The following is a 26067-nucleotide window of genomic DNA, read 5'->3' on the forward strand; positions in this document are numbered from 1 at the left end:
TCGGCACGGCAGGTTTGACCCGTTCTGCCCGGGGCACCGGAGGCGGCATCACGCCGATCCGAGACAGGAGTGCCCCATGAGCAACGAACCGACCAGCGCCGCGGACGCCCGGCGCAAGGTCACCGAGCTGATCCGGGACGCCCGGATCTGCCTGCTCACCACCAGCGCCGTCGACGGGCGACTGGTCAGCCGGCCGATGGGCCTCCAGGAGGCCGACTTCGACGGCGACCTGTGGTTCTTCGCGTACGCCGACTCCGCCAAGATCCGGCAGATCCGGGTGAACCCGCAGGTCAATGTCGGCTTTTCCGACCAGAAGCACAACGCCTGGGTGTCGGTGGCCGGCACCGCCACCGAGGAGTGGGACGCCGACCGCGCGAAGGACCTGTGGAACCCGCTGCTCAAGGCGTGGTTCCCGGACGGCCTCCAGACGCCGGGGATCACCCTGATCAAGGTGCACGCCGGCTCGGCGGAGTACTGGGACTCGCCGAGCAGCACGGTGGTCAACCTGCTCGGTTTCGCCAAGGCGGCGGTGACCGGGAAGCCGCCGAAGGCGGGGGAGAACCACGAGGTCGGCTACTGACCGGTAGCCGGTCCGGCGGGCGGGACGGGCCGGGGCTCGGTGCCGGCGTACACGTGCGCCGACTACAGTTCGCAGTGACGGCCCGCCCCGGGCCGGCAATGGCGCCGATGGTCTGATCCGACACATATCCTGGGGCTTAATCCGGGCTTCACCTGATGCTTCAGGAGGATGAGCAGATCATGCGTATCGGCGTGCTCACCGGCGGCGGCGACTGCCCTGGTCTCAACGCGGTGATTCGGGCGGTGGTCCGCAAGGGCGTCGCCACCTACGGTCACGAGTTCGTGGGCTTCCGGGACGGCTGGAAGGGCCCGCTCGAGGGGCTGACCAAGCCGCTGGGCATCGCGGAGGTGCGCGGCATCCTGCCGCGCGGCGGCACCATCCTCGGCTCGTCCCGCACCAACCCGTTCAAGATTGAGAACGGCGTGGAGCGGATCAAGGAGAACCTGGCCGCGCAGGGCGTGGACGCGCTGGTCGCGATCGGCGGCGAGGACACCCTCGGCGTCGCCACCAAGCTCCACGAGCTGGGCGTCAACGTGGTCGGCGTGCCGAAGACGATCGACAACGACCTGGGTGCCACCGACTACACGTTCGGCTTCGACACCGCGGTCAACATCGCCATGGAGGCGATCGACCGGCTGCACACCACCGCGGAGAGCCACCACCGCACGCTCGTCGTCGAGGTGATGGGCCGGCACGCCGGCTGGATCGCCCTGCACGCCGGCCTCGCCGGTGGCGCCAACGTGATCCTGCTGCCGGAGCGGCAGTTCGACGTCGAGCAGGTCGCCGGCTACGTCGAGAAGCGCTTCCAGCACCAGTACGCCCCGATCGTCGTGGTCGCCGAGGGCGCCCAGCCGCTGGACGGCCAGATGGTGCTGCACAACCAGGAGCTCGACTCCTTCGGCCACGTCCGCCTCGGCGGCATCGGCCAGTGGCTCGCCGAGCAGTTGGAGGCGAAGACCGGCAAGGAGGCCCGCACCGTGGTGCTCGGCCACATCCAGCGCGGCGGCACCCCGACCGCGTTCGACCGGGTGCTCGCCACCCGGCTCGGCCTCCAGGCCATCGACGCGGTGCACGAGGGCGACTGGGGCAAGATGGTCGCGATGCAGAGCACGGACATCGTCCGCGTCCCGCTGGCCGAGGCCACCCGCGAGCTGAAGACCGTCCCGCTGGAGCGCTACGAGGAGGCCGAGGTCTTCTTCGGCAGCTGAGGTGCAAGGAGGGGCCCCTTGTTAACGCCTGGTGCATAGCAGGGGCCCCTTCTAACAGTCGTCTGACGAGGAGGCGCAGTGGGCGGGAACACGGTCGCGGTGATCGGCGCGGGCAAGATCGGCGAGTTGATGCTCTCCGGGCTGCTGCGCTCCGGCTGGCCGGTGGACCGGCTGCTCGCCACCGCGCGCCGACCGGCCCGCGCGCAGGAGCTGACCGAGCGCTACGGCGTGCGGGTGGTGGACAACCCGACCGCCGTGGACGAGGCCGATGTGCTGGCCGTCTCGGTCAAGCCGCAGGACGCCGCCGCCCTGCTCGACGAGATCGGCCCGAAGGTCCCCGCCGGCAAGCTGGTCATCTCGCTCTGCGCCGGCCTGCCCACCGGCTTCTTCAACCGGCGGCTGCCCGAGGGCACCCCGGTGGTCCGGGTGATGACCAACACCCCGGCGCTTGTCGACCAGGCGATGAGCGCGATCTCGCCCGGCGCGCACGCCACCGCGGCGCACCTGGCGCTGGCCGAGGAGATGTTCTCCCCGCTCGGCGCCACCATCCGGGTGCCCGAGTCGCAGCAGGACGCGGTGACCGCGCTCTCCGGCTCCGGCCCCGCCTACTTCTACCTGCTCGTCGAGGCCATGATCGACGCCGGCATCCTGCTCGGGTTGCCGCGTCAGGTGGCGCACGAGCTGATCGTGCAGACCGCGATCGGCTCCGCGATGATGCTGCGCGACTCCGGCGAACACCCGGTGAAGCTGCGCGAGGCGGTCACCTCGCCGGCCGGCACCACCATCTCCGCGATCCGGGAGCTGGAGAACCACGGCGTACGCGCGGCCATGTTGGCGGCGCTGGAGGCGGCCCGCGACCGCGCCCGCGAACTCGCCGCCCAGGTCGACTGAGACCGCGTGAGAGCCGCCTCCGATCTGTGATTCAGTCGATCAGCCGCCCGTCGATGATGCTTTGAGAATCGGGATGGCGTCGATCTTCCGGGCGCTGAGGTTATCCCAGTAGATGCCGGTCGGGCGTGGCCGTCGCCGGCACTCGATCACCTCATCCGGGGTGATGATCAGGTCGAGGCCGACGTCGTGCGACGACTCGGGGAGCGGCCCGTCGACGATCTGCAAGGCGTGGACCGTCGTTGCGACGATGGTGGATGGACCGACCAAGCCAGCCTCGATGAGCAGGGCGACCTCGATGTCCGAATAGCCCGCGCCCTTCCCTATCCGCACGCCGTCACGGTTGACCGCGACGCTGCCACACACCACCAGGTCCACCGGCCGCATCTCGCTGATGCTGACCTTCGGCGCGTGGTCCGCCGCGCCGCTGCCAGTCGTGACGTCGGCGGGAGCTGCGTTCAGGTTGGCGGGATCGAGCAGATAGAAGGGACGGATGTCGGCGATCTTCGGCACCGCCATGTAGAGGAGCTTGCCATCGGCAAGCGCTCGTAGCCTCACCGGCAGTTGAGCCGTGTCCGGGTTGGACTTGATGACGTTGGCACGACGCCACACCTCATGTTGCGCAAGCCGCTCGGCGGCCAGTTGGGCTCCGACGAAGTTGGGGATGCGTCCCTCAGCGCCGGGGGGAAGTGCCTGACCAGCCTGTTCCAGTCGTGACCAGACGGCCTCGCGCACCTCGCGTTTCTCCTGCTCAATGTTCATGCGCTCTCCTCAGGACGCCATCAGGGCGAGCGTCCGGTCCATGATCTCTTCGACGTCCCGCCGGCCCCGCCATGGTCGCAGCTCTCGGCCTGCGGCGAACAGGACGTTGACCGCGCCACCTCCGCGACTTTCCTCGACGGCGTCGATTGCCTGGTGCAGCGTCTCGGTCGCGCCGTCAAGGTCGCGCTGCCTAAGGCGAGCCAACGCGAGATTGCCGAGGACAATGGCATGCGATGGTGGCCGGGGCGCGGCTGCGGCTGCTCGCCGCCGGGGTGCCGGCCGAGCGCATCCACCTGCCGACCGAGCCCGTCGGCTGAGCCTATCGCTTTTTTCGTTTTGGCGGCTATCGTGGTGACGAGATCGATCCACGGAGGATCTTGTGACGGTGGTACCGGCAGGCGGGTCGGCGCCCGACGGTGACGAACTGGGGCGCTTTGCCTCGCGATCACTCCGGGGGCGGCGGCTGCAACTGATCGTCGACGGCGGAGAACCGATCGACGTGCCACCCGTGGTGGGCGAGGCCCTCGCCGAAGTCGTGTCGATCCTCGGTAGAGGGCGGCCGGTGCGGGTGATGGCGGAGAACGTCGAGCTGTCGACCGGAGAGGCCGCCGCGATTCTCGGCGTGACCCGCCCGACGGTGGTCAAGCTGATGAACGATGGCGTTCTGCCCTACACCCGTCCCAACTCCAGCCGCCGGGTCGCGTTGCACGACGTGCTGGCCTACAAGGAGCGCCGGTCGAGAGCGCGCCGCGAGGCTCTGGACGAGTTGACGGCGGACGCTATCGACATGGGCGTCTACGACGAGGCGATCAGGCGTGGCCGCCAGCCGTCGGACAACCAGCCGGACGAGTGACGATCACTGATGATCGTTGCCGTGCTGGACGCCTGCGTCCTTGTGCCCAGCGTCCTCGCCGACACCCTGCTGCGCTGCGCCGAAGCTCAGTGTGGACGACGTTCTGAGCGGCCTGGCCGGATGTCGGGCAATCCGGTTCGCGCATCGGGTCTCCCCCCGACTAGCCTCCGGTCGTTGGAACGTCCGCGGTTTGCCGCCGCCCGATTATCATGCACGGTTCTGATGATTGGGTTAGGCATCCTGCCCTGCTGGCGTCGGCCACGTCGACACGGCTACGAGAGGCAGAATGTGTGCCGCATACTGACCCGGTGTTCACTCTCGCCCAGGCGCGACACCTGGTGGCCACCCTGCGTCCCCGCGTCGACGAGCTGATCAGGTTGCGGGCCGACCTCGCCGAGCTGCGGGTCGACCTGGCCGACCACGGCGCCAGCACGCTCGGCGGGCTCGCCGAGGTGAAGGCCATCGAGGCCCGGCTGCACGCCGTGGTGGACGAGTTCCACCAACACGACATCGAGGTCAAGGGCATCGCGCCGGTGCTGCTCGACTTCCCGGGTGAGCGCGACGGCCGCGCGGTGCTCTGGTGCTGGCTGGAGGGGGACACCGACGTCCGCTGGTACCACCGGGTGGAGTGCGGCTTCGCCGGCCGCCGCCCGGTCTGAACCGGCCGCCGCCCGGTCTGAACCGGTCACCGGCGGGCCCGGCGCCGCCCGGCGGCCGGGTGTGACCGGCCGCCGGACGGACGTGCGTCAGCCGTCGGCGTAGCGGCGGGCGGCGGCGAGTGCGGCGCGCAACCGCTGCGCGCCGGCCGGCGCCGGCCGCTCCCAGTCGCCGTCGGTGGCGTAGAGACCGGCGTACGCGGTGGTGTCCCGCTGGAACCGCCAGCCCTCGGCGAGCGGCCCGACGTCGACGGCGTCGTAGCCCAGCGAGTCGAGAAACGCGGTGACGGTGGCCTTGGCGGCCTCGTCGTCGCCGGCGATCGGCAGGGCGGTCCGGTCGGCCGCGCCGGCCGGGCGGCCCAGCGTCCGCAGGTGCTCGAAGTAGATGTTGTTGAAGCCCTTGACCACACGTGACTCCGGCAGGTGCCGCTGGAGCAGCTCGCTGGTGGTGGTCGACTCGTCGTCCAGCTCGGGGACGCTGCCGTCGCGTTCCGGGTAGTAGTTGTTCGTGTCGATCACGATCTTGCCGGCGAGCGGTGCGGCCGGCACCTGGCGGTAGGCCCGCAGCGGGATCGTGACGACCACCAGGTCGCCGGCGGTCGCCGCCTCCTCGGGGGTGGCCGCCCGGGCCCGGGGGCCCAGCTCGGTCACCAGGTCCTGGAGCGTCTCCGGGCCCCGCGAGTTGCTGAGCACCACCTGGTGGCCCGCGTCCACCGCGAGCCGGGCCACGGTGCCGCCGATGTTACCGCTGCCGATCAGTCCCACAGTTGTCATGTCCGGTGCCAACCCGGTCGAGGCCCCACCACATTCCCGACCGCGAAGGTAGGTTGTTCGTCCGGCGGAAACCTTCAGGTTGCTTTCTCGGATCGGCAACGATTTGTAACGACAAGTCTCTATGGGCAGGGACAGCGAATCGATGATCTTCCCTGTTTAGTGATCTCATTGATATCAATCTCTCACCACCACTTCCCACCCCCAGGAGTGCGACGTGCGGAGATCCCGTCTTGCCACCCTCGCCCTGTCCCTGGCCGCCTCGATCGGGGTCTCGCTGTCCCTGGCCGCCGCGCCCGCCCAAGCGTCCCCGTCCGACCGGTACGTCGCGCTCGGCGACTCGTACGCCTCCGGCGTCGGCGCCGACAGCTACACCTCGGAGAGCGGCAACTGCCTACGCAGCACCAACGCCTACCCGGCGCTCTACAACGCCAACATCCGGCCGGCCTCGTACCGCTCGGTCGCCTGCTCCGGCGCCACCACGGCGGACGTGATCAACGGCCAGCTCTCCGCGCTCTCCTCGACCACCACACTGGTCAGCGTCACGATCGGCGGCAACGACGTCGGCTTCGCCAACATCATGAGCACCTGCGTGCTCCAGGGTGAGACGCAGTGCGTGTCGGCCGTGAACGCGGCCATGAACGTGGCCCGCACCCAGATGCCCGGCCGGCTCGCCAACGTCTACAACGGCATCAAGAGCCGGGCCCCCTCGGCGCGTGTCGTGGTGGTCGGCTACCCGGTCTTCTACCAGCTCGGCACCGTCTGCGTCGGGCTCACCGCCACCTCCCGGGCGAAGATCAACGAGGGCATCAACCTGCTCGACGACATCACCCGCACGGCCGCCACCTCCGCCGGCTTCACGTTCGCCGACGTCCGGTCCATCTTCGTCGGGCACCAGCTGTGCAGCTACGGCACCAAGTGGCTGCACGCGTTGAACGTGCTGAACCTGACCATCTCGTACCACCCGACGGCCGCCGGGCAGTCCGGCGGCTACTACCCGGTCTTCCGGTCCGCGGCCGGCTGACCCGCGCACCGCGAGCGGCGTGCCTCCGGCGGGAGGTACGCCGCTGCGGCGTGCGCTCAGGCCGGCAGCACCTTCTCGATCGCCGCCCGCAGCTCGGGGTCGTCGGGCGTGACCTGGGGGGCGAACCGGGCGACCACCGCGCCGTCCGGCGCGACCAGGAACTTCTCGAAGTTCCAGCGCACGTCGCCGGTGTGCCCCTCGGCGTCCGGCGTGCCCACCAGCTCGGCGTAGAGCGGGTGCCGGTCCGCGCCGTTGACGTCGGCCTTCTCCGTGAGCGGGAAGGTCACGCCGTAGTTCACCTGGCAGAACTCCTCGATCTCCGCCGCGCCGCCCGGCTCCTGGCCGGCGAACTGGTTGCACGGCACCCCGAGCACGGTGAGCCCGCGCTGCGCGTACGCGTCGGCGAGCGCCTGGAGTCCCGCGTACTGCGGGGTGAGGCCGCAGCGGGAGGCCACGTTGACCACCAGCAGGGCGCGGCCGCGGTAGCGGTCGAGGTCGGCCGGGCCGCCGGTGAGGGCGTCGATCTGCACGTCGAAAACGGTCATGCGACGAGGCTACGGGCCGTCGTCGGTCTCGCCCCGCGCCACCCGTGAAATCGACGCATCTGCATCTTGACGAACTGATGACGGCGTGAGTAGCGTCTCAGCAATCAATTTGGAAAGTTTCCTAACTGTTTGGGGAGACGCCGTATGAAGAGATCGCTCCGCCGGGCCCTCTGGGCCACCGGCGCCGTGGTCGCGCTCGCGGTCGCCGCGGTGCCCATGACCACCGCGTCGGCTGCCGGCAGCGTCACCGCCACGTTCACCAAGGTGCAGGACTGGGGGACCGGTCACGAGGGGCGGGTGACCGTCACCAACGGCACCGGCGCCAGCGTGAACGGCTGGCGCATCGAGTTCGACCTGCCCTCCGGCACCTCGATCAGCAGCTCCTGGGACGCCGACGTGACCCGCACCGGCGACCACTACGTCGCGGTCAACAAGAGCTGGGCCGGGTCGCTCGCGCCCGGAGCCAGCTTCAACTGGGGCTATAACGGCACCGGGGCGTACAAGGGGCCGCTGAACTGCACCGTCAACGGCGGCTCCTGCGCCGGTGGCGGCACCCCGACGACCGCCCCGCCGACCACCACCGCGCCGACCACCAAGCCGCCGACGACGACGGCGCCGCCCACCACGGCGCCGCCGACCACGCCGCCCCCCACCACCACGCCGCCGACCGGTGGCAAGAAGGTGGTCGGCTACTTCGCCGAGTGGGGCGTCTACGGCCGCAACTACCACGTCAAGAACATCCACACCAGCGGCTCCGCCGCCAAGCTGACCCACATCCTGTACGCCTTCGGCAACACCACCGGCGGACGGTGCAGCATCGGGGACAGCTACGCCGACTACGACAAGGCGTACACCGCGGCGGACAGCGTCGACGGCGTGGCCGACACCTGGGACCAGCCGCTGCGCGGCAGCTTCAACCAGCTCCGCAAGCTGAAGAAGATGTACCCGAACCTGAAGGTGCTCTGGTCCTTCGGCGGCTGGACCTGGTCGGCCGGCTTCACCCAGGCCGCGCAGAACCCGGCCGCGTTCGCCGACTCCTGCTACTCGCTGGTCAAGGACCCGCGCTGGGCGGACGTCTTCGACGGCATCGACGTCGACTGGGAGTACCCGAACGCCTGCGGCCTCCAGTGCGACGCCAGCGGCCCGAACGCGTTCAAGAACGTGGTCTCGGCGCTGCGGAGCAAGTTCGGCTCCAGCTTCCTGGTCACCGCGGCGATCACCGCCGACGGCAGCAACGGCGGCAAGATCGACGCGACCGACTACGCCGGCGCGGCGACCAACCTCAACTGGCTGATGCCGATGACGTACGACTACTTCGGCGCGTTCAACGCGCAGGGGCCGACCGCCCCGCACTCCCCGCTCTACTCCTACAGCGGCATCCCGCAGCAGGGCTTCTGGTCCGACGCGGCGATCCAGAAGCTCAAGACCAAGGGCGTGCCGGCCAACAAGCTGCTGCTCGGCATCGGCTTCTACGGACGCGGCTGGACCGGCGTGACCCAGACCGCACCCGGCGGCACCGCCACCGGCGCGGCCCCGGGCACCTACGAGGCCGGCATCGAGGACTACAAGGTCCTCAAGAACACCTGCCCGGCCACGGCCACGGTCGGCGGCACGGCGTACGCCAAGTGCGGCAGCAACTGGTGGAGCTACGACACCCCGGCCACCATCGGCGGGAAGATGAGCTACGCCAACACCCAGGGCCTCGGTGGCGCCTTCTTCTGGGAGCTCTCCGGAGACACCAGCAACGGTGAGCTGATCGGCGCCATCAAGGGCGGTCTCGGCTGAGCCGAGGGCCGACGCACCACCCACCCGGCGGGGAGGGGCCGCACCAGCCCCTCCCCGCCCGCGTGGTCAACCCCGGGCGGCCCGTTGCCGGTGCTCGCCCGGGGACCACCCGTAGGCGCTCCGGAACGCGCGGCTGAAGTGCGCCGGGTGCGTGAACCCGCACCGGGCGCCGATCTGCGCGACGGTCAACCGCCGCAGCGCCGGGTCGGCCAGGTCCCGGGCCGCCCGCTCCAGCCGGCCGGCGCGGATCAGGCCACCGACCGTCGTACCGGTGCCCTCGAAGAGCCGGTGCAGCGACCGCAACGACAGGTGGTGCGCCGCCGCGACGGCGGCCGGGGAGAGCCCCGGATCGGTCAGGTGCCGCCGGACGAACGCCGCCACCCGCACCCGGAGCCCGGTGACCCGGGTGTCGACCGGCAGCTCCCGCGTGACGTCCAGCCGCCCGGCCAGGGCGCCGGCGATCAGGTCCAGCGCGATCCGGTCGAGGTGCGGGACGTCGGCCGTCGCGTACTGCTCCGGGTGCGCGACGATCCGCCGCAGGAACGCGGCGAGCAGCGCGCCCATCCCGGTGCGCGCCGGGATCCCGGCGGCGAACAGCTCCGCCAGCCGGTGCGGGGCCACCGGCAACGCCCGGTGCGGCACCAGGACGGTCAACGTCTCCACCGCCGCCGACGGCGTCGCGCCGTCCGCCCGCAACCGGGAGCCGTGTGGTCGGACGGTGTCGACGAGAGTGAACGCCGACGGGTCGAGCGGCGCCTCGCGGCGCTGCTGGGTCACCACCCCGCGCCCGGACAGCGGCAGGGCGAGGTGGTACAACTCCGGATCGCCGCTGTCGATCATGCGCGCGGAGCGGATGAGTTCCAGGGGCGGGTAACGCCACACGCCGAGGCGGAGCGTGCCGAGATCGAGCACGCGGGCCGAGGCGGTGAAGTCGTCCGTGTACGCGCTCCGGATCGTGGCCGTCGTCGACTGCCGCGCGACGAGGTCCTGCCAGAAGTCGAACCGTTCGGCCGGGGGCAGCCACGCGGTGTCGACGGATGTCACGGTGAGGATGGTTCGTCACCTCCGGGAAGCGCGGTCCGGGGGCCGCCGCGCCACCCGAGACTAGTGACCGTCCGGCCGGGCCGCCGCCGGCAGGCGCGCCGCCTGGCCGAACGGGGCGATCGAGGCGAGGATGGGGGAGGCCGACGACCCGGCGCGGGTCGGTGTGACACACTCGCCGGCCGGGCACGTCACGGTGCCCCCGGCGCCGATGGGAGGATCGATGGGTCAGCAGCACCGGAGGATGGTGACCGTCGCCGTCGTGCTCGCGCTCCTGCCGGTCGCGCTGACCGCCTGCGGCGGCGACAAGAGCGCCGGGAGCGCCGAGGGCTCCGCGTCCGCGACCCAGCAGGCGCCGGCGCAGGAGGCGGCCACCAAGAGCCGGGAGCGGGTGCAGGCGTACCTCGACGCGCTGGCCGCCCGCGACGTCGCCGCCGGCCGCAGCCAGCTCTGCGCCCCGCTTCAGGCCGCCTTCGACACGGCCGCCACCGGCCCCAACGGCGACTTCGCCGACCATTTCACGGTCCCGCAGGCCACCATCACCGACGTCCGGACCGGGCCGCGTGGCCAGGAGGTGAGCGCCTCGATCACGGTCGCCGCCGGATCCGAGACGGCCACCCGTGCGCTGCTGTTCACGGTCACCCGCACCGGCGCGGACTGGTGCATCGCCGGCGAGGCCCAGGGCGGCAAATCCGCCCAGCCGGCCGGCACGCCCTGACCCGAGGCGCCGGCTGGCGTGGATCTCCCACGCACCGGAACCGTCCCCCTCGGGGTGGAGCGTCCCGGGCGGTCGCCGTACGCTTCCCTTCATGCGCCATGAGTGGCATCAGCTGAGTCACCCCGCCGTGGGCAGCACCGGTCTGCAGACCAGCCGCCCGACCGCCGACTCCGCCGAGGACGTGGCCCTCGGCCTCGACCGCTGGCGGGAGTTGCCGCGCGCGCAGACCCCGCCGTGGAACGATCCCGCGCAGGTCGCCGAGGTCTGCACCGTGCTCGACACGGTGCCGTCCGTGGTCGCGCCCTACGAGGTCGACCAGCTGCGGCGGCGACTGGCCCTGGTCTGCGAGGGCAAGGCGTTCCTGCTCCAGGGCGGCGACTGCGCGGAGACGTTCGCCGACAACACCGAGAGCCACCTGCTGGCCAACGCCCGCACCCTGCTCCAGATGGCGATCGTGCTCACCTACGGCGCGTCGTTGCCGGTGATCAAGGTGGCCCGGGTCGCCGGGCAGTACACCAAGCCCCGGTCGCTGCCCACCGACGCGCGCGGCCTGCCCGCCTACCGCGGCGACATGATCAACTCGCTGGAGGCCACGCCGGAGGCGCGGGTCGCCGACCCGCAGCGCATGATCCGGGCGTACGCGAACTCGGCCGCCGCGATGAACATGATGCGGGCCTACCTGGCCGGAGGGCTGGCCGACCTGCACGCGGTGCACGACTGGAACAAGGACTTCGTCCGGCAGTCCCCGGCCGGTGAGCGCTACGAGGCGATCGCCCGGGAGATCGACCGCGCCATCGCCTTCATCCGGGCCTGCGGGATGACCGACGAGGAGGCCCTGCGCACGGTCACGCTCTACTGCTCCCACGAGGCGCTCGCGCTGGAGTACGACCGGGCCCTCACCCGGATCTCCGACCGCCGGGCGTACGGCCTGTCCGGGCACTTCCTCTGGATCGGCGAGCGGACCCGGCAGATCGACGGGGCGCACATCGACTTCATCTCCCGGATCGCCAACCCGATCGGCGTCAAGCTCGGCCCCACCACCACGCCGGACGAGGCGATCGAGCTGTGCGAGAAGCTCAACCCGGACAATGTCCCCGGCCGGCTCACGCTGATCAGCCGGATGGGCAACCACCGGGTCCGGGACGCCCTGCCGCCGATCGTCGCCAAGGTCACCGCGACCGGCGCCAAGGTGGTCTGGCAGTGCGACCCGATGCACGGCAACACGCACGAGTCCTCCAACGGCTACAAGACCCGGCACTTCGACCGGATCGTCGACGAGGTGCTCGGCTACTTCGAGGTGCACCGCGGTCTGGAGACCCACCCGGGCGGCCTGCACGTCGAGCTGACCGGTGAGGACGTCACCGAGTGCCTGGGCGGCGCCCAGGGCATCGAGGACCTCGACCTGCCCGACCGGTACGAGACCGCCTGCGACCCGCGCCTGAACACCCAGCAGTCGCTGGAGCTGGCGTTCCTGGTGGCGGAGATGCTCCGTGGCTGACGCGAGGAGTGAGCTTGCGAGCCCCGCAGTCGGCAGCCGAAGGAATGACAGTGGCTGACGCGAGGAGTGAGCTTGCGAGCCCCGCAGTCGGCAGCCGGAGGGAATACCGTGGATAGTGTGATCGATCTTCGGACGGACACCGTGACCCGGCCGACGCCGGCGATGCGGGAGGCGATGGCCAGCGCCGAGGTGGGCGACGACGTCTACGGCGAGGACCCGACCGTCACCGCGCTCGAGGCCGAGGTTGCCGCCCGGTTCGGGCACGAGGCGGCGCTGTTCGCCCCGAGCGGCTCGATGGCCAACCAGCTCGCGCTCCAGTTGCTCGTCCCACCCGGTGACGAGCTGCTCTGCGACGCCGACGCGCACGTGGTCACGTACGAGGTCGGCGCCGCCGCCGCGTACGCCGGAATCTCCACCCGGACCTGGCCGGCGGTCGGCGCGGAGCTGGACCCCGACGTGGTCGAAGGGATGATCCGGCCGGACGGCTACTTCGCGGTGCCGACCCGGGCGATCGCGGTCGAGCAGACCCACAACCGGGGCGGCGGCGGGGTGATCCCGCTGTCGACGCTGCGGCGGATGCGCGAGGTCGCCGACGAGCACGGGGTGGCGCTGCACTGCGACGGCGCCCGGATCTGGCACGCGCACGTGGCCGACGGGGTGCCGCTGGCCGAGTACGGCGTGCTGTTCGACACGCTGTCGGTGTGTCTCTCCAAGGGGCTGGGCGCGCCGGTCGGCTCGCTGGTGGTGGGCAGCGCCGAGAAGATCGCCCGGGCCCGGTTCCTGCGCAAGCGGATGGGCGGCGGCATGCGGCAGGTCGGCGTCCTCGCCGCCGCCGGCCGGTACGCGCTGGCGCACCACGTCGAGCGGCTCGCCGACGATCACGCCAAGGCCGCCCGGCTGGCCGAGGCGGTCGCCCCGCACGGCGTGCTCGCGGCCGGGGTGCGGACCAACATCGTGCCGCTGGACCTCACCAAGCATCCGCTCGACGCGCACGCCCTCGCGGCCGCCGCCCGGGCGGAGGGTCTGTTGATCTCGATGCTCGGCCCGCGGACCGCCCGGCTGGTCACCCACCTGGACGTCACCGACGCCCAGGTTGACCGCGCCGCCGAGACCCTGACCGCCGTCCTGCGCGCCTGACGGTCGTCAGGCGCGCCTGGCCGGCACTCCGCGCCGCCTCGGTGATCAAGGAGTTCGGGTCGGTTCCGGCGCTGATCGGGACGCGAACTCCTTGATCAACGTTGGGTCGGTCGACCCCGGCCGGGCGGGTGTGTTTCGTTCCGGTCAGGGATGCAGGCGCCTGAGGGTGGCGATGTCGGCGGCGTGGCCGACGTGCTTCTCCGTGGGCGTCTCCACGAGCACCGGCACGCCGGCGGTCGCCGGATGGCGCATCAGCTCGGCGAACGCCGGCTCGCCGATGCTGCCCTTGCCGATGTTCTCGTGCCGGTCCCGGGTGGAGCCGCACAGGTCCTTCGAGTCGTTGGCGTGCACCAGCCGCAGCCGGTCGGCGCCCACGGTGGCGACCAGCGTGTCCAGCGTGGCGGTCATGCCGCCCTCGGCGGCCAGGTCGTGCCCGGCGGCCCAGGCGTGACAGGTGTCGAAGCAGACCCCGAGCATCGGATGCCGGTCCACCGCGTCCAGGTAGGGGCCGAGGTGCTCGACCCGGGAGGCCAGCGACCGGCCGCCCCCGGCGCTCGGCTCGACCAGCAGCATCGGCCCGCCGACGGCCGCGGTCTCGTCCAGCAGCGGGAGCAGCGACTCCCGGACCTGCCGCAGCGCCGCCTCCGCGTGCCCGGTGTCGACCGAGCTGCCGGCGTGGAACACCACGCCCTCGGCGCCGATGGCCCGCCCCCGGCGCAGCGCGTGGGCCAGCGTCTCGGCCGACCGGTTGACCGTCGCCGGGGTGGGGGAGCCGAGGTTGACCAGCAGCGAGGCGTGGATGAACACCGGCAGGCCACGCTCGCCGCAGCCGTCGCGGAACAACGCGTCCTGCGTCGGGTCGCCCGCCGGCAGCGCCCAGCCCCGCGAGTTGGAGACGTAGACCTGCACCACCTCGGACGCGGTGGCCTCGGCGTACGGCAGCGCCGCCCGCGCCAGCCCACCCGAGGTGGGCGTGTGGGAGCCCACCCGCCGACGCCCGCCGGTCGCCTCCGCCGGGCTCACAGGCAGGTCACCGTGACCGTGGTGCCCGGTGGCACCGGCGTGTTCTCGGCCGGGTTCTGCAGCCGGGCCACGCCGTTCGGGTTGAGCTGGATGTTGACCGGGAAGCCCTGGCTCTCCAGCGTCTGCTTGGCCTGCTGGCAGGGCATGTCGATGACGCGGGGGACGGCCACCTGGGGCGGGCCCTTGCTGATCTCCAGCTTGACCTTCGTGCCCTTCTCCACGCCGGTGCCGTCGGCCGGACTCTGGCCGAGGATCTCGTCCTTCGGCTTGTCGGAGTCCTTGTAGTTCTCCTCCGCCGTCAGCCCGAGCTTCCCGAGGATGCCCCGGGCCTCGTTGATGTTCTTGCCGACCAGGTTGGGCACGGTCACCGGGGCGCGGCCCTTGCTGAGGATCAGCGTCACCTTCGACCCGGGCTTGACCACGGTGCCCACCTTGGGGTCGGTGGCCAGCACCACCCCGGCCGGCAACGCGTCGTCGTAGCGGGAGGCGCCCTTGGCCGGTGCCAGCTTCGCGTCGGTCAGCTCGGTCTGGGCGAGTTCGAAGTCCTTGCCCACCACGTCCGGCACCGGCAGTCGCTCCGGGCCCAGGGACAGCGTCAGCGTGATGGTGCCGCCCTTGACGATCCGGGCGGCCGAGCCCGGCGCCTGCCCGAGCACGGTGTCCTTGGGCACCTTCTCGTCGTAGCGGGCGTCGGCGTAGCGCAGCGTGAAGCCGCCGCGCTGGGCCTGCGCCTCCGCCTCGGCCTTCGTCAGGCTCACCAGTTGCGGCGCGACCGTGTACCGGCCCACCCCGAACCACCAGCCGCCGACCGCGGCCACCAGGCCGAGCACCACGACCACCGCGGCGACCGCCAGCCGACCGCGCGGCGAGCCCATGATCCGGGTACGCAGGGCGGCCAGCCGGTCGCCCGGCCCCGCCGGCTCGTCGGCGCGCCGCCGGTGCGGCTGCTGTGCGCCGCCCCCCTCCGGCAGCCGCGCCCAGGCCGGCCGCTCGGCCGGGCGGACGGCGGCCACCACCTGTGTCGGCTGGCTCAACACGGCCGTGTCGTCGCTGAGCTGGCGCAGCACCGCGGTGTGCGCGTGCGGGTCGCCCAGCTCATCGCGGGCGGACCGCACCTCGGTCAGCAGCGCGCCGGCGTCGGCCGGGCGGGCCGCCGGGTCCCGTCGGGTGGCCCGGGCGACGAGCACGTCGAGGACCGGCGGCAGCGCCGGGACCAGGGTCGACGGCGCCGGCACGTCTCGGTCGACGTGCTGCCAGGCGACCTCCACCGGACGGTCGCCGTCGTAGGGCACCCGGCCGGTGAGCATCTCGAACAGCACGATGCCGGCCGAGTAGACGTCGGTGCGCGGATCGGCGTGCCCCTGGGTGACCAGCTCCGGTGCCACGTAGGCCACGGTCGCCATGAGCTGGTTGCCGTTGTCCTCCTCGGCGCTGGCCTCGACGGCCCGCGCCAGCCCGAAGTCCGCCACCTTGACCACGCTGTCGACGAGGTTGCCGCCGGCGCCGGTGGGCGCCTCGGCGACCAGGACGTTCTCCGGCTTGACGTCGCGGTGCACGAGACCGGCCCGGTGCGCGGCGGCGATCGCGGCGAGCATCTGCTCGGCGATGGCGAGTGCCTCGTCCGGGCGGAGCCGCCGCCGCTCGGCGAGCACGTCGCGCAGCGTGCGGCCACGGACGTACTCCATGACCAGGTACGGCAGGCCGGCGTGGATGCCCTGGTCGTAGACCGCGACCACGTTCGGGTGGGTGAGCCGGGCGATGGTCTTCGCCTCGTCGGTGAAACGCTCGACGAAGCCGGCCATCCGGGCCCGCGCCTGCGGCGCCTGGGTGGGATGAATGATCTTGACCGCCACGGTGCGCTCCAGGCGCTCGTCGGTGGCGGTGTACACGGTCGCCATGCCGCCACGAGCCACGCGACCGCGAATGCGGTAGCGCCCGTCGATCAGCGAGCCCAGCAACGTGTCGGCGACCTGTGTGTCCATCGGCAGGCAGTCTATGTGTCGGGAGGGTGAAGGTTGAACAGGATGCTACCGCCGGGGTACGACGCGGGTGGACCGCCACACGCCACGGGCCGGTCCGGGGGTGCCGTGCGTCGGGTGCGACGGGCACGTGGCAGGGTGTTCTGGTGACCGATTCCGTACCCGCCGAGACCGGTGCCGACCTGCCCGGACCGACCGACCCGGCCGGCTGGCTGGCGCTGCCGGACGTGGCCGAGCGCCTCGACCTGTCGATCAGCAAGGTGCACCAGATGATCCGGGACCGGGAACTGCTCGCGGTACGCCGCGACGGCGTCCGCCGGATCCCGGCCGACCTGGTGGCCAACCACATCGTGCTCAAGCACCTGCCCGGCGTGCTCAACCTGCTCGCCGACGCCGGGTACGACGACGAGGAGGCGCTGCGCTGGCTCTACCGGGAGGACCCGTCCCTCCCCGGCACGCCCGCCGCCGCCCTCTCCGGCGACCTGGCCCGCGAGGTCAAGCGCCGAGCCCAGGCCGTCGCCTTCTAACCCCACCCCACGCCCTCGTCCACCCACCCCACCCACCGGCCCCGCAGATTCACGGAAAGCGTGCCCAGTTCGCGCTCGACAGCCACGCTTTCCGTGAATCTGCGCGGATCTTGGGTGGGGGGTGAGGGACGGGGCGGGCGGGTCAGTCGGCGCGGCGGGTGGCGGCGATGGCCAGGTCGACCAGAGCCTGGCGGGCCTCGGTGTCCAGGTCGACGGCGGTCAGCGCGGCCAGCGCGCTCTCGGTCAGCGTGGCGATCCGGCGCTCGGTGCGCTCCAGCGCGCCGCTCGTGGTGATCAGCTCGCGGAGCCGGGTCACCCCGGCGGCGTCCAGACCCGGCTCGCCGAGCCCGTCCAGCAGCAGCTCCCGGCCGGCCGGGTCGAGCGTCTCCAGCGCGGCCGCCACCAGGTACGTCCGCTTGCCCTCGCGCAGGTCGTCGCCGGCCGGCTTGCCGGTGCGCTCCGGGTCGCCGAACACCCCCAGCACGTCGTCGCGGAGCTGGAACGCCTCCCCCAGCGGCAACCCGTACGCCGAATAGGCCGCGTGCACCTCGGCCGGGGCGTTGGCCAGCGCGGCGCCCAGCAGCAGCGGACGCTCGACGGTGTACTTCGCCGACTTGTACCGGGCCACCTTGCCGGCCCGCTCCAGCGAGGTGTCGCCGGTGGCCTGGGTCAGCACGTCCAGGTACTGCCCGACGGTCACCTCGGTGCGCATCTCGTCGAAGACCGGCCGGGCCCGCGCCACCGTCGCCGGGGGCAGGCCCGCGGAGTGCAGCAACTCGTCGGACCAGACCAGGCAGAGGTCACCCAGCAGGATCGCGGCGGCGTCACCGAAGGAGTCGGCGTCGCCGCCCCAGCCCGCCGCGCGGTGCCGGGCGGCGAACCGCCGGTGCACCGCCGGCTCCCCCCGCCGGGTGTCCGACCGGTCCATCAGGTCGTCGTGGATCAGCGCGCTGGCCTGGACGAACTCCAGCGCGGCCAGGGTGGCGACGACCTGGTCGGAGTCGACTCCGCCGGCCCCCCGGAAGCCCCAGTAGCCGAACGCCGGGCGCAGCCGCTTCCCGCCACCCAGCACAAATGCCTCGATCGCCTCGGCGACCGGCAGCAGACCGTCGTCGACGGTGGTCAGCCAGGCGCGCTGGCCGGCGAGGAACTCGGTGAGCGCCTTGTCGATCCGCTGGCGCAGGCCGGCACGGTCGACGGGGGAGACGGGAGCAGCGTGGGTCACGCCACGACGCTAGTCGGTTCCCGCCTGACCCGCCTCGTCGCCGCCCCGGCGCGCCGTCCGGCGCGGGACGGCCCGGGCCCGCCCCGACCCGGGCCCGCCCGGCTGCGGGGGCCGGCCGGTACGGGCGGGTGGACGCGGGCGACCCCGGCGGGCGCCGGAGTACCGAGCCGGGCAACCGGCGGCCCGGGTGCCGCCACGGGCCCGCGCGGGCCGACCGGCCGCATCGGTCGCACCGGCGGGTCCGGCGGGTCCGGCGGCCGGCTCGGGCAGGTGACCGGCGGTGTCGGTCGCACGGGCGGGTCCGGCGGCCGGCTCGGGCAGGTGACCGGCGGTGTCGGTCGCACCGGTGGAGCCGGTGGCCGGTTCGGGCCGGCGACCGGCCGGCCCGCGGCGGAGCCGGCGGCTGCGGGCCACGGCCTCGGTGATCAGCTCGCCCGGGACGCCGAGGACCCGGGCCAGCCAGACGGACCAGAAGTCGCCGGGGAGCCGGAGTTGGCGCTCCCACCGGGACACCTCGTGCCGGGTGAGCGTGGGCACGCCGGCGGCGGCGCACAGCTCGGCGGCGATCCGCTGCTGGCTCCAGCCGCGGGCGGCCCGCAACTCGGCCAGGAGCGGCCCGAGCTGGCGGGGGCCGGACGGCGGGGACGGGGACATCGGGACCTCCGGGGCGACGGCGCGGTGGCGACGCGGACGCCCGGCCGTGCCGCACCGGCGCGTCGCCGTCGGGGCGACCCCCGCGCGGGCCCCCGGGCCGGCCACCCGCCGTCCCGCCGCGCTGCCGTCGTTCCTACTCCGGGGGTGCGACGTTCCGGTATCGACCCGTTCGTGGACTGGGAAGGTTCTCGGCACAGCGGCCCGGTCCGGCTACAGTCGGTCCGTGGCGCTCGGTCTACCCTCGGTCCTCCCCAACCCCCAGCCGGCCATCGGGGAGCTGATCCGTGACGGCCAACCGACCTTCTCGTTCGAGTTCTTCCCACCGAAGACCGACGCCGGGGAGAAGCTGCTCTGGCAGGCGATCCGCGAGCTGGAGTCGCTGCGTCCCTCGTTCGTCTCGATCACCTACGGCGCCGGCGGCTCGACCCGGGACACCACGGTCGCGGTGACCGAACGGATCGCCACCGAGACCACGCTGCTGCCGATGGCGCACCTCACCGCCGTCAACCACTCGACCGCCGAGCTGCGCCACGTGATCGGTCGGCTGGCGTCGGTCGGGGTGCGCAACGTGCTCGCCGTGCGGGGCGACCCGCCGGGCGACCCGGGTGGCGAGTGGATCGCGCACCCCGAGGGCGTCCGGTACGCCGAGGACCTGGTCCGCGTGGTCCGCGACAGCGGTGACTTCAGCGTCGGTGTAGCCGCCTTCCCGTACAAGCACCCGCGCTCGCCGGACGTGGACAGCGACACCGCGCACTTCGTCCGCAAGTGCCGGGCCGGCGCCGAGTTCGCCATCACCCAGATGTTCTTCGACGCCGACGACTACCTGCGGCTGCGCGACCGGGTCGCCGCCGCCGGCTGCGACACCCCGATCCTCGCCGGGGTGATGCCGGTGACCCAGATCGGCACCATCGCGCGTTCGGTGCAGCTCTCCGGCGCGCCGTTCCCGCCCGCGCTGGCCGAGCGGTTCGAGCGGGTGGCCGACGACCCCGAGGCGGTCCGCCGGCTCGGCGTCGAGCAGGCCGGGGAGATGTGCGGGAAGCTCCTGGACGAGGGCGTGCCGGGGATCCACTTCATCACGCTCAACCGGTCCACCGCGACCCGCGAGGTGTGGCAGCGGCTGCGGGCCGACGCTCGGGTGTGACGACCACCCGCCACACACGACACCCGGGCCACCCTTCTACGGTTGATCCGTGGTGGGCACACAGCTGAACTGGGACCAGTACGCGACAGCGTGGGCGCGGCTGCACGGTGGGTTCGATCCCCGTGGCGCCGCGCCGGTGGTGCGCGCCTGGCTGCGCTTCGCCTATCACGTGGGCTTCGTGCTGGGCCGGCTGCGCGTCGGCCCGACCGCGGTGACCGTGTTCGGGGTGCTGCTCTGCTTCTGCGTACCCCTGTTGGTGGGGCGGGCCGGCGACGGGCCGTTCCTGGGCGCGTTGTTCGTGCTGCTGGCCGCCGTGGCGGACAGCGTCGACGGCGCGGTGGCGGTGGCCACCGGCCGCACCACCCGGCTGGGCTACGTCTACGACTCGGTCGCCGACCGGCTCGGCGAGGTGGCCTGGCTGGTCGCGTTCTGGCTGCTCGGTGCGCCCGGCGCGTTGGTCGCGGCGGCCGGCGGCCTGTCCTGGCTGCACGAGTACGTGCGGGCGCGGTCCGTCTCGGCCGGGATGCGGGAGATCGGCGCGGTCACCGTGGGGGAGCGGCCCACCCGGGTCTCGGTGGCCCTGGTCGGGCTGCTGGTCGCCGGGCTCACCGGGCTGATCGACGCCGACCTGACCGCCGGCACCATCACCATGGCCACCACGGTGTGGGTGCTGCTCGCCGGCTTCGGGCTCGGGCAGTTGCTCGCCGCGGTCCGCCGCGCCCTCGTCGACGCCGGCTGACCCCTGCCGAGGTGGTGAGAAGGGGCCCCTTCTCTACCGGAGGCGTTAAGAAGGTGCCCCTCCTTTCACCAGGCCGGGCCGATGGCGGTGGCGACAATCTCGGCCGAGAGGGTCACCATGGGGAGGCCGCCGCCGGGGTGGGTGGAGCCGCCGACCAGCCACAGGCCGGCGGCCGGGCCCCGGTTGGCCGGGCGCAGCAGCCCGCCCGCGGTGCCGTAGATCGCCCCGCCCGGCGCGCCGGTGGCCGCGTCCAGGTCGGCCGGGGTGCGGATCTCCGAGAACACCAGCCGGTCCCGGACGTCCACGCCGCGCTCGGCCAGCACGTCCAGGACGCGGTCCGCGTACGCCTCGGCCAGCCCCGGCCGCCGCCAGTCCACCGCGTCCGGGGCGGTGCCGTGCCGAGGTGCGTTGACCAGCACGAACCACGCCTCGTGGCCGTCCGGCCGGACCGCCGGGTCGTCGGCGGCGGTGACGAACACGGTCGGGTCGGGCGCCGGGCGGGCCCGTACGCCGCGACCGGGAGCCCCGAACACGGCGTCGAACTCGGCGTCGTAGTCGCGCGGGAAGAAGACGTTGTGGTGGGCCAGCCCGGAGTCGCCGCGCACACCGAGCAGCAGCACGAAACCGGCCAGGCTGCGGTCGGTGAGCGCGGCCAGCCGGCGCGGGTCGGGCAGCAGGTCCCGGTAGACGGTGAGCGCGTCGGTGTTGGCCACCACCACGTCGGCGGGGACCGGCGCGGCCGACCCGGCGACGCGTACCCCGTGCACCCGGCCGCCGGCCGCGTCGATGCCGGTGACCGCCGCGCCGGTGCGGATCAGCACGCCCAGGTCCAGGCAGCGCGACAGCAGCGCGTCGGCGAGCGTGCCCAGCCCGCCGCGCAGGTACCAGCCGCCGTACGCCAGCTCGGCATAGGGCACGGCGACCAGCGCGGCCGGCGCGCGGCGCGGGTCGGCGCCGGTGTAGGTGGCGTACCGGTCCAGCAGCATCCGCAGCCGCCGGTCGGACAGGTAGCTGCGGCCCAACCCGCGCAGCGTGCGGCCGGGGCCGATGGCGGCGAGGTCGCCCAGCCGCCAGGCCAGCGCGGCCAGGTCGCGCGGCGAGTCCACGGTGCGGCGCAGGATGTCCCGGTGCGAGGCCGCCCAGACCCGCTCGGCCCGGCGCCACAGCCGCCGCCAGTCGGCGGCGGACCGGTCGCCGAACACGGCGCCGATCCGCGCGGCGAACTCGTCCGGGTCGGCGCAGGAGTCCAGCGCGGGACCGCCGCCGGGGAAGACGTGCCGCACGATCGGGTCCAGCGGGACCAGGTCGAGGTACTCGTCGAGCTTCGCGCCGGTGGCCTCGAACAGGTCGGAGAAGACCTGCGGCAGGGTGACCAGGCTCGGCCCGGTGTCGAAGCGCCACGCCCCCTCCGGGGTGTGGTGCGTGTAGCGGCCGAGTTTGCCGCCGACCGTGCCGGCCCGTTCCAGGACGGTGACCTCGTGCCCGGTGACCGCGAGCCGGGCGGCGGTGGCGAGCCCGCCCACGCCGGCGCCGATGACCACGATGCGCGCCATGGGGTGCCCCTCCTAGGTGACCGGGCGACCCCGCCAGGTGAGCCGGCGTCGCTTCCGCAGATGGTACGACCGGACGGTCAGCCAACCCAGGACCACGACCGACACGGGGTGCGCCAGCGCGTCGGGCCAGGCCCGGCCGCCGGTGGCCCGGGCGCTGACCACGCGTCCCGCGACGCCGGCCAGGTAGGTGCCGAACGCCACCCCGGCCACCGTCGGCGCGCCGGCCACCAGCGCGGCCACGGCCAGCAGCGGCGGCGCGGTGTAGAGCAGGAGCAGCAGGGCCAGCACGACGGCCGCGCCGGCCGGATGCCCGAACGAGGCCCAGAGCGACTTGGTGTAGCCGTCGCGTAGCTGCGGCCAGTCCTCGTACATCCGGCAGGAGGCCAGCCGGGAGCCGTCGGCCAGCGCGATCCGCCCGCCGGACCGCTTCACCGCCCGGGCCAGCTCGATGTCCTCCAGCACCTTGTCGGCCACCGCCGCGTGCCCGCCGGCCCGCAGGTAGCCGGCCCGGTCCACGACCAGGAACTGCCCGCCGGCGGCGGCCAGCGAGGGCCGCCGCGAGCGTTCCATCGCGCGCAGCGGCAGGAACGTCAGCCACAACCACTGCAACAACGGCTGCACCAGTCGGTCGGCCGCCGTCCGCACCACGATCCGGGGGTACGGCGACAGCAGCGTCGCGCCGGCCGCGCGCAACTCGGTCACCGCCGCCGCGACCGCGTACGGGGTGAGCACCACGTCGGCGTCGACGAACGCCAGCACGGTCGGCTCCGGGTCGGCGCGGGTGGCGAGCTGCCAGCAGGCGTGCGGCTTGCCCAGCCAGCCGGGCGGCGGCGCGACGCCGGTGAGCAGCGTGACCCGACTGTCGGCGCCGGCCACCGCGCGGACCACGTCGGCGGTGCCGTCGGTGGACCCGTCGTCGAGCACCACGATTCGCAGCCCGGGCACGCCGCGTTGGGCGAGCAGCGCGCGCAGGCACGGGGTGACCCGGTCGGCCTCGTCGCGCAGCGGCAGCAGCACCGCCACCGGCTCGGTCACCTCGGCCGGGCCGCCGGTCGGGCGGCGCAGCCAGGCGACGGCGTTGACGAGCGTGTGCCCGGTGAGCGCGGCGACCGCCACCACCAGCGCGAGCGCGGCGGTCATGCCGGCGCGTCGACCCGGGGCGCGGCATCCGGGGCGGCGGCGCGGTCGCGTCGGGCCCGCCACAGCACCACCGCCAGCGGCACCGCGGCCACCGCCATGCCGGCCGCGCCCCACAGCGCGGACGCGGGCAGCCGGAGGAAGACCGCGTGCGCCAGCACGCTGGAGGCGTACGTCCAGAGGTAGAGCGCGAACATCGGGCCGTCCCGGCCGTCCACCCGGTCGACGGACGGCCCGGCGAGCGGAGGCAGCGCGGCGGCGAGCAGCACCGCGAAGCCCAGCCAGCCGAGATAGTTGCTGACCGGGATGCCGGGCAGGCCGGGCAGCGCCGGGGTGGCGTCGAGCCAGGTCCAGTAGCCCTCGGCCACCATCTGCGGGTCGAGGAACAGATCCCACGCCGCGAGCCCCACCGCCGCCAGCGCGACCCGGGCGGCGCGGGAGCGGGTGAGCCGGACCGCGGTGAGCCACGCCGGCCAGGCCATCCAGGTCCAGGCCAGCGGGATGATCAGTGGCACGCCGGCCAGCTTCGGGCCCAGCTCGCCGGAGTAGTCGTAGCTGCCGAACGGGAACCCGGTGGCCACGCCGAGCGCCTCGACCGCGAACCCGCCGCCGGTGACGAGCGCGACCAGCGCGGCGGCGACCCGGGCACCCCGGGTGAGCAGCGCGTGGCCGACGGAGAGCAGCCAGCCGAGCACCACGGTGGCCACGGTCAGCCCGGCGCGGGTCGTGCCGCCGGTGAGCGGGTAGCAGATCTGGGCGAGGACCAGCACGGCCAGCAGCGCCCAGGGCACCCGGGCGCGGCTCATGTCGTCCCCGGCTCGGGGGCGGGCAGCGGCAGGTCCCGGCCGAGCACGCCGAACGGCCGCTCGTCGCCGGGGAAGTGGAAGTGCCGCAGCACGTCGACGAAGCCGAACCGGCGGTAGAGCCGCCACGCCCGCGACGCCTGCTCGTCCGCCTCCGGGGTGGAGAGCAGGGTGGTGTCGCCCTCGGCCATGGTGAGCAGCGCGCGGAGCTGACGGGCGCCCACACCGTGCCCCTGCGCGGGCGGGCGGACGTGCAGTTCGACCACCTCGAACGGGCGGGCCAGCCAGCGTTGCCGGGCCTGCGCGTTCAACGCCCGGTACACCTGGTCGTGCCACCACTGGCCGGTGGCGCCGAGGTAGCCGTACCCGAAGCCGGCCAGGTGCCCCTCGGTGGTCAGGCTGGCGACGGCCCGGAACCCGGGTCGGCGGACGTGGGTGGCGATGTAGCCGCGCCGGGCCTCCAGCAGGTCGGCGCGGTAGCCCATCGCCTCGCCGTAGACGGCGACCACGTCGTCCAGCCGCCGGACCAGGTCGTTTGGCGTCCACCGCACCAGCCTCATGCGTTCCCTCTCGCGGAGTCGGGGTCGCCCTCGGCGGCGACCCAGCCGAGCACCGTACGGTCGCCGCGGACGTCGCCCACCGCGAACCGCGCGAACAGTTCCTCCGCGTACCAGCCCTCGGTGGGGGTACGGGTGATCGCGGCGCGGTGCTCGGGGGAACGGTACGCGAACGCGACGAGGTCCGCCGGATCACGCCACACGCTCACCGTGCCCTGCCAGCCCAGCGGCGCCTCGCCGACGCCGAACCGGGCGAGCAGCCCCGGCGCGGCGTGCAGCTCACCGGCGACCGGCGGGATGGCCCGCCAGAACGTGGCCGCCCGACGGGCCCGCAGTCGGGCCCGGGTCAGCGCCAGCACCGGCCCGGTGACCCGCCCGCCGGCCGGGGCGCCGAACGGCTCCCGGCCGGACCACCGGCCCCGGCTGGTCAGCGGGCGCAGGTCCACCCGGACGGCGGCGTCGGCGATCCGGGCCCAGGAACGGGCGACCGGGGAGGTGTCGAAGCGGGCCGCGTCGGCCGGGGAGTCCCAGACCACCAGCGCGGCCCACCGGGTCAGGTCGGCGTCGCCCGGCCCGAAGCCGGTGCCGGTCCCGGTGCCGAGCAGCTTGGCGAAGCGGACACCGGACAGCCGGCGCAGCCGCGCCGGGTGGGTCGCCATCCGGGCCAGCGCCCCGGGCACGGCCCGCCGGGGGACGCGCCACACGTGCAGTGTGACCAGGTCGGGGTTCACGCCACCCCGGCCGGGTCGCCGCCGGTGATCCGCAGCAGTTCCGCGTACGTGGTGGGGAACACCGCCTGCGGCACGCCGCCGGCCGCCCACAGCTCCGGGTACCCCTCGAGGGCGGTGTCGACCAGGGTGCGCAACGGCCCGGGGTGGCCGACCGGGGCGACCCCGCCGATCACCTGCCCGGTGTGCCGTTTGACGAAGTCGGGGGTGGCCCGGCGCAGGTGGGTCACGCCCAGCGTGGCGGCCAGCCCGGCGGTGTCCACCCGGTGCGCGCCGGAGGTGAGCACCAGCAGCGGCTTGCCGTCCGCGTCGAAGACCAGCGAGTTGGCGATGGCGCCGACGTCGACGCCGAGCGCCGCGGCCGCCGCGGCGGCGGTGTGCACCGCCTCGGGCAGCAGCCGGACGGCGCTGGCCCGGCCGGACCCGTCCCGTGCTCCCGCGTCGTCGAGCGCCCGCTGCACCGCCCGCACGTTCGGATGTGGTTGTGACTGCATGCCCCGATTCTCCCCCCACCCGGTCCCCGGCCGGACCCGGG

At 73.5% G+C, this 26067-nt stretch carries 28 protein-coding genes; 13 read left to right on the forward strand and 15 right to left on the reverse strand.

Annotation, left to right across the window (positions count from 1 at the left end):
• Positions 1-76: 76 nt before the first annotated feature.
• The 3 genes from AB0B02_RS22135 (at position 77) to proC (ending at position 2679) form a co-directional block, all read left to right on the forward strand.
• Positions 77-580 carry a pyridoxamine 5'-phosphate oxidase family protein gene (locus AB0B02_RS22135; RefSeq protein ID WP_357303028.1) on the forward strand — a complete coding sequence of 168 codons (504 nt, stop codon included), beginning with the start codon at positions 77-79 and terminating at the stop codon, positions 578-580.
• 179 nt (positions 581-759) lie between these two features.
• The gene (locus AB0B02_RS22140) at positions 760-1788 is read left to right on the forward strand and encodes a 6-phosphofructokinase (RefSeq protein WP_281938502.1); all 1029 of its coding nucleotides are present in this window, start codon (positions 760-762) and stop codon (positions 1786-1788) included.
• 78 nt (positions 1789-1866) lie between these two features.
• On the forward strand, positions 1867-2679 hold the full coding sequence (proC, locus tag AB0B02_RS22145; protein ID WP_281936675.1) for a pyrroline-5-carboxylate reductase: 813 nt from the start codon (positions 1867-1869) through the stop codon (positions 2677-2679).
• Positions 2680-2718: 39 nt separating this feature from the next.
• Here proC and AB0B02_RS22150 read toward each other — a convergent pair whose 3' ends face one another.
• Together AB0B02_RS22150 and AB0B02_RS22155 are read right to left on the reverse strand one after the other, a co-directional pair.
• Positions 2719-3438, reverse strand: coding sequence for a 5-formyltetrahydrofolate cyclo-ligase (locus tag AB0B02_RS22150; protein ID WP_281936673.1), 720 nt, complete (start codon positions 3436-3438; stop codon positions 2719-2721).
• 9 nt (positions 3439-3447) lie between these two features.
• Positions 3448-3642 carry a hypothetical protein gene (locus tag AB0B02_RS22155; protein ID WP_281936671.1) on the reverse strand — a complete coding sequence of 65 codons (195 nt, stop codon included), beginning with the start codon at positions 3640-3642 and terminating at the stop codon, positions 3448-3450.
• A gap of 175 nt (positions 3643-3817) precedes the next feature.
• Here AB0B02_RS22155 and AB0B02_RS22160 point away from each other — a divergent pair, with 175 nt between their 5' ends.
• Both AB0B02_RS22160 and AB0B02_RS22165 read left to right on the forward strand, forming a co-directional pair.
• Complete coding sequence (locus AB0B02_RS22160) at positions 3818-4291, forward strand: helix-turn-helix domain-containing protein (RefSeq protein WP_357303033.1); 474 nt, start codon at positions 3818-3820, stop codon at positions 4289-4291.
• A gap of 308 nt (positions 4292-4599) precedes the next feature.
• Positions 4600-4950 carry a DUF2203 domain-containing protein gene (locus AB0B02_RS22165; protein ID WP_281936668.1) on the forward strand — a complete coding sequence of 117 codons (351 nt, stop codon included), beginning with the start codon at positions 4600-4602 and terminating at the stop codon, positions 4948-4950.
• Positions 4951-5037: 87 nt separating this feature from the next.
• On the opposite strand, the gene AB0B02_RS22170 is transcribed toward AB0B02_RS22165, so the two are convergent.
• Positions 5038-5721 (reverse strand): NADPH-dependent F420 reductase, encoded by a 684-nt coding sequence (locus AB0B02_RS22170; protein ID WP_281936666.1) that lies wholly within the window; start codon positions 5719-5721, stop codon positions 5038-5040.
• A 214-nt stretch (positions 5722-5935) separates the two neighbouring features.
• Here AB0B02_RS22170 and AB0B02_RS22175 point away from each other — a divergent pair, with 214 nt between their 5' ends.
• On the forward strand, positions 5936-6742 hold the full coding sequence (locus AB0B02_RS22175) for an SGNH/GDSL hydrolase family protein (RefSeq protein WP_107159882.1): 807 nt from the start codon (positions 5936-5938) through the stop codon (positions 6740-6742).
• 56 nt (positions 6743-6798) lie between these two features.
• Here AB0B02_RS22175 and AB0B02_RS22180 read toward each other — a convergent pair whose 3' ends face one another.
• On the reverse strand, positions 6799-7287 hold the full coding sequence (locus AB0B02_RS22180) for a glutathione peroxidase (protein WP_357303038.1): 489 nt from the start codon (positions 7285-7287) through the stop codon (positions 6799-6801).
• A gap of 144 nt (positions 7288-7431) precedes the next feature.
• Here AB0B02_RS22180 and AB0B02_RS22185 point away from each other — a divergent pair, with 144 nt between their 5' ends.
• Positions 7432-9072, forward strand: a complete 1641-nt coding sequence (locus AB0B02_RS22185) for a glycosyl hydrolase family 18 protein (RefSeq protein ID WP_357303041.1) — start codon at positions 7432-7434, stop codon at positions 9070-9072.
• Between the two features lie 66 nt (positions 9073-9138).
• Here the strand turns inward: AB0B02_RS22185 and AB0B02_RS22190 are convergent, their stop codons facing one another.
• Complete coding sequence (locus tag AB0B02_RS22190; RefSeq protein WP_357303044.1) at positions 9139-10116, reverse strand: helix-turn-helix domain-containing protein; 978 nt, start codon at positions 10114-10116, stop codon at positions 9139-9141.
• 220 nt (positions 10117-10336) lie between these two features.
• Here AB0B02_RS22190 and AB0B02_RS22195 point away from each other — a divergent pair, with 220 nt between their 5' ends.
• From AB0B02_RS22195 to AB0B02_RS22205, 3 genes are all read left to right on the forward strand, one after another.
• Positions 10337-10831, forward strand: a complete 495-nt coding sequence (locus AB0B02_RS22195) for a hypothetical protein (protein ID WP_357303047.1) — start codon at positions 10337-10339, stop codon at positions 10829-10831.
• A 91-nt stretch (positions 10832-10922) separates the two neighbouring features.
• Entirely contained in the window at positions 10923-12329 is a 1407-nt protein-coding gene (locus tag AB0B02_RS22200; RefSeq protein ID WP_281936657.1) for a class II 3-deoxy-7-phosphoheptulonate synthase, read from the forward strand.
• A 117-nt stretch (positions 12330-12446) separates the two neighbouring features.
• Positions 12447-13466: a GntG family PLP-dependent aldolase gene (locus tag AB0B02_RS22205; RefSeq protein WP_357303051.1), complete on the forward strand. Its 1020-nt coding sequence runs from the start codon at positions 12447-12449 to the stop codon at positions 13464-13466.
• Positions 13467-13610: 144 nt separating this feature from the next.
• On the opposite strand, the gene AB0B02_RS22210 is transcribed toward AB0B02_RS22205, so the two are convergent.
• Together AB0B02_RS22210 and pknB are read right to left on the reverse strand one after the other, a co-directional pair.
• Complete coding sequence (locus AB0B02_RS22210; RefSeq protein WP_357303054.1) at positions 13611-14489, reverse strand: deoxyribonuclease IV; 879 nt, start codon at positions 14487-14489, stop codon at positions 13611-13613.
• Entirely contained in the window at positions 14486-16471 is a 1986-nt protein-coding gene (pknB, locus tag AB0B02_RS22215) for a Stk1 family PASTA domain-containing Ser/Thr kinase (RefSeq protein WP_357303057.1), read from the reverse strand. Before pknB ends, AB0B02_RS22210 begins: the two co-directional genes overlap by 4 nt.
• Positions 16472-16614: 143 nt before the next feature.
• On the opposite strand from pknB, the gene AB0B02_RS22220 reads away from it, so the two are divergent.
• Positions 16615-16995: an Rv2175c family DNA-binding protein gene (locus AB0B02_RS22220; RefSeq protein ID WP_281936653.1), complete on the forward strand. Its 381-nt coding sequence runs from the start codon at positions 16615-16617 to the stop codon at positions 16993-16995.
• Between the two features lie 142 nt (positions 16996-17137).
• On the opposite strand, the gene AB0B02_RS22225 is transcribed toward AB0B02_RS22220, so the two are convergent.
• Positions 17138-18220, reverse strand: a complete 1083-nt coding sequence (locus tag AB0B02_RS22225; protein ID WP_357303060.1) for a polyprenyl synthetase family protein — start codon at positions 18218-18220, stop codon at positions 17138-17140.
• Between the two features lie 9 nt (positions 18221-18229).
• Positions 18230-18874 (reverse strand): helix-turn-helix transcriptional regulator, encoded by a 645-nt coding sequence (locus tag AB0B02_RS22230; RefSeq protein ID WP_357303063.1) that lies wholly within the window; start codon positions 18872-18874, stop codon positions 18230-18232.
• Between the two features lie 223 nt (positions 18875-19097).
• On the opposite strand from AB0B02_RS22230, the gene metF reads away from it, so the two are divergent.
• Positions 19098-20015, forward strand: a complete 918-nt coding sequence (gene metF, locus AB0B02_RS22235) for a methylenetetrahydrofolate reductase [NAD(P)H] (protein ID WP_281936646.1) — start codon at positions 19098-19100, stop codon at positions 20013-20015.
• 49 nt (positions 20016-20064) lie between these two features.
• Positions 20065-20754 carry a CDP-alcohol phosphatidyltransferase family protein gene (locus AB0B02_RS22240; protein ID WP_281936644.1) on the forward strand — a complete coding sequence of 230 codons (690 nt, stop codon included), beginning with the start codon at positions 20065-20067 and terminating at the stop codon, positions 20752-20754.
• A 65-nt stretch (positions 20755-20819) separates the two neighbouring features.
• Here the strand turns inward: AB0B02_RS22240 and crtI are convergent, their stop codons facing one another.
• The 6 genes from crtI to AB0B02_RS22270 are packed head-to-tail and all read right to left on the reverse strand — an operon-like array spanning position 20820 to position 26026.
• Positions 20820-22307 (reverse strand): phytoene desaturase family protein, encoded by a 1488-nt coding sequence (gene crtI / locus AB0B02_RS22245; RefSeq protein WP_281936642.1) that lies wholly within the window; start codon positions 22305-22307, stop codon positions 20820-20822.
• A gap of 12 nt (positions 22308-22319) precedes the next feature.
• Positions 22320-23447: a glycosyltransferase family A protein gene (locus AB0B02_RS22250; RefSeq protein WP_357303068.1), complete on the reverse strand. Its 1128-nt coding sequence runs from the start codon at positions 23445-23447 to the stop codon at positions 22320-22322.
• Positions 23444-24250 (reverse strand): carotenoid biosynthesis protein, encoded by an 807-nt coding sequence (locus tag AB0B02_RS22255; protein ID WP_281936639.1) that lies wholly within the window; start codon positions 24248-24250, stop codon positions 23444-23446. Before AB0B02_RS22255 ends, AB0B02_RS22250 begins: the two co-directional genes overlap by 4 nt.
• Positions 24247-24807 carry a GNAT family N-acetyltransferase gene (locus AB0B02_RS22260; protein WP_281936637.1) on the reverse strand — a complete coding sequence of 187 codons (561 nt, stop codon included), beginning with the start codon at positions 24805-24807 and terminating at the stop codon, positions 24247-24249. The genes AB0B02_RS22255 and AB0B02_RS22260 overlap by 4 nt, the downstream gene beginning before the upstream one ends.
• On the reverse strand, positions 24804-25535 hold the full coding sequence (locus AB0B02_RS22265; RefSeq protein WP_357303073.1) for a monooxygenase: 732 nt from the start codon (positions 25533-25535) through the stop codon (positions 24804-24806). The genes AB0B02_RS22260 and AB0B02_RS22265 overlap by 4 nt, the downstream gene beginning before the upstream one ends.
• A complete protein-coding gene (locus AB0B02_RS22270; RefSeq protein WP_281936633.1) occupies positions 25532-26026 on the reverse strand; it encodes a YbaK/EbsC family protein in 495 nt (164 codons plus the stop codon). Before AB0B02_RS22270 ends, AB0B02_RS22265 begins: the two co-directional genes overlap by 4 nt.
• Between the last annotated feature and the right edge of the window lie 41 nt (positions 26027-26067).

The organism is Micromonospora sp. NPDC049240, assembly GCF_040647835.1.
Lineage (GTDB): Bacteria > Actinomycetota > Actinomycetes > Mycobacteriales > Micromonosporaceae > Micromonospora.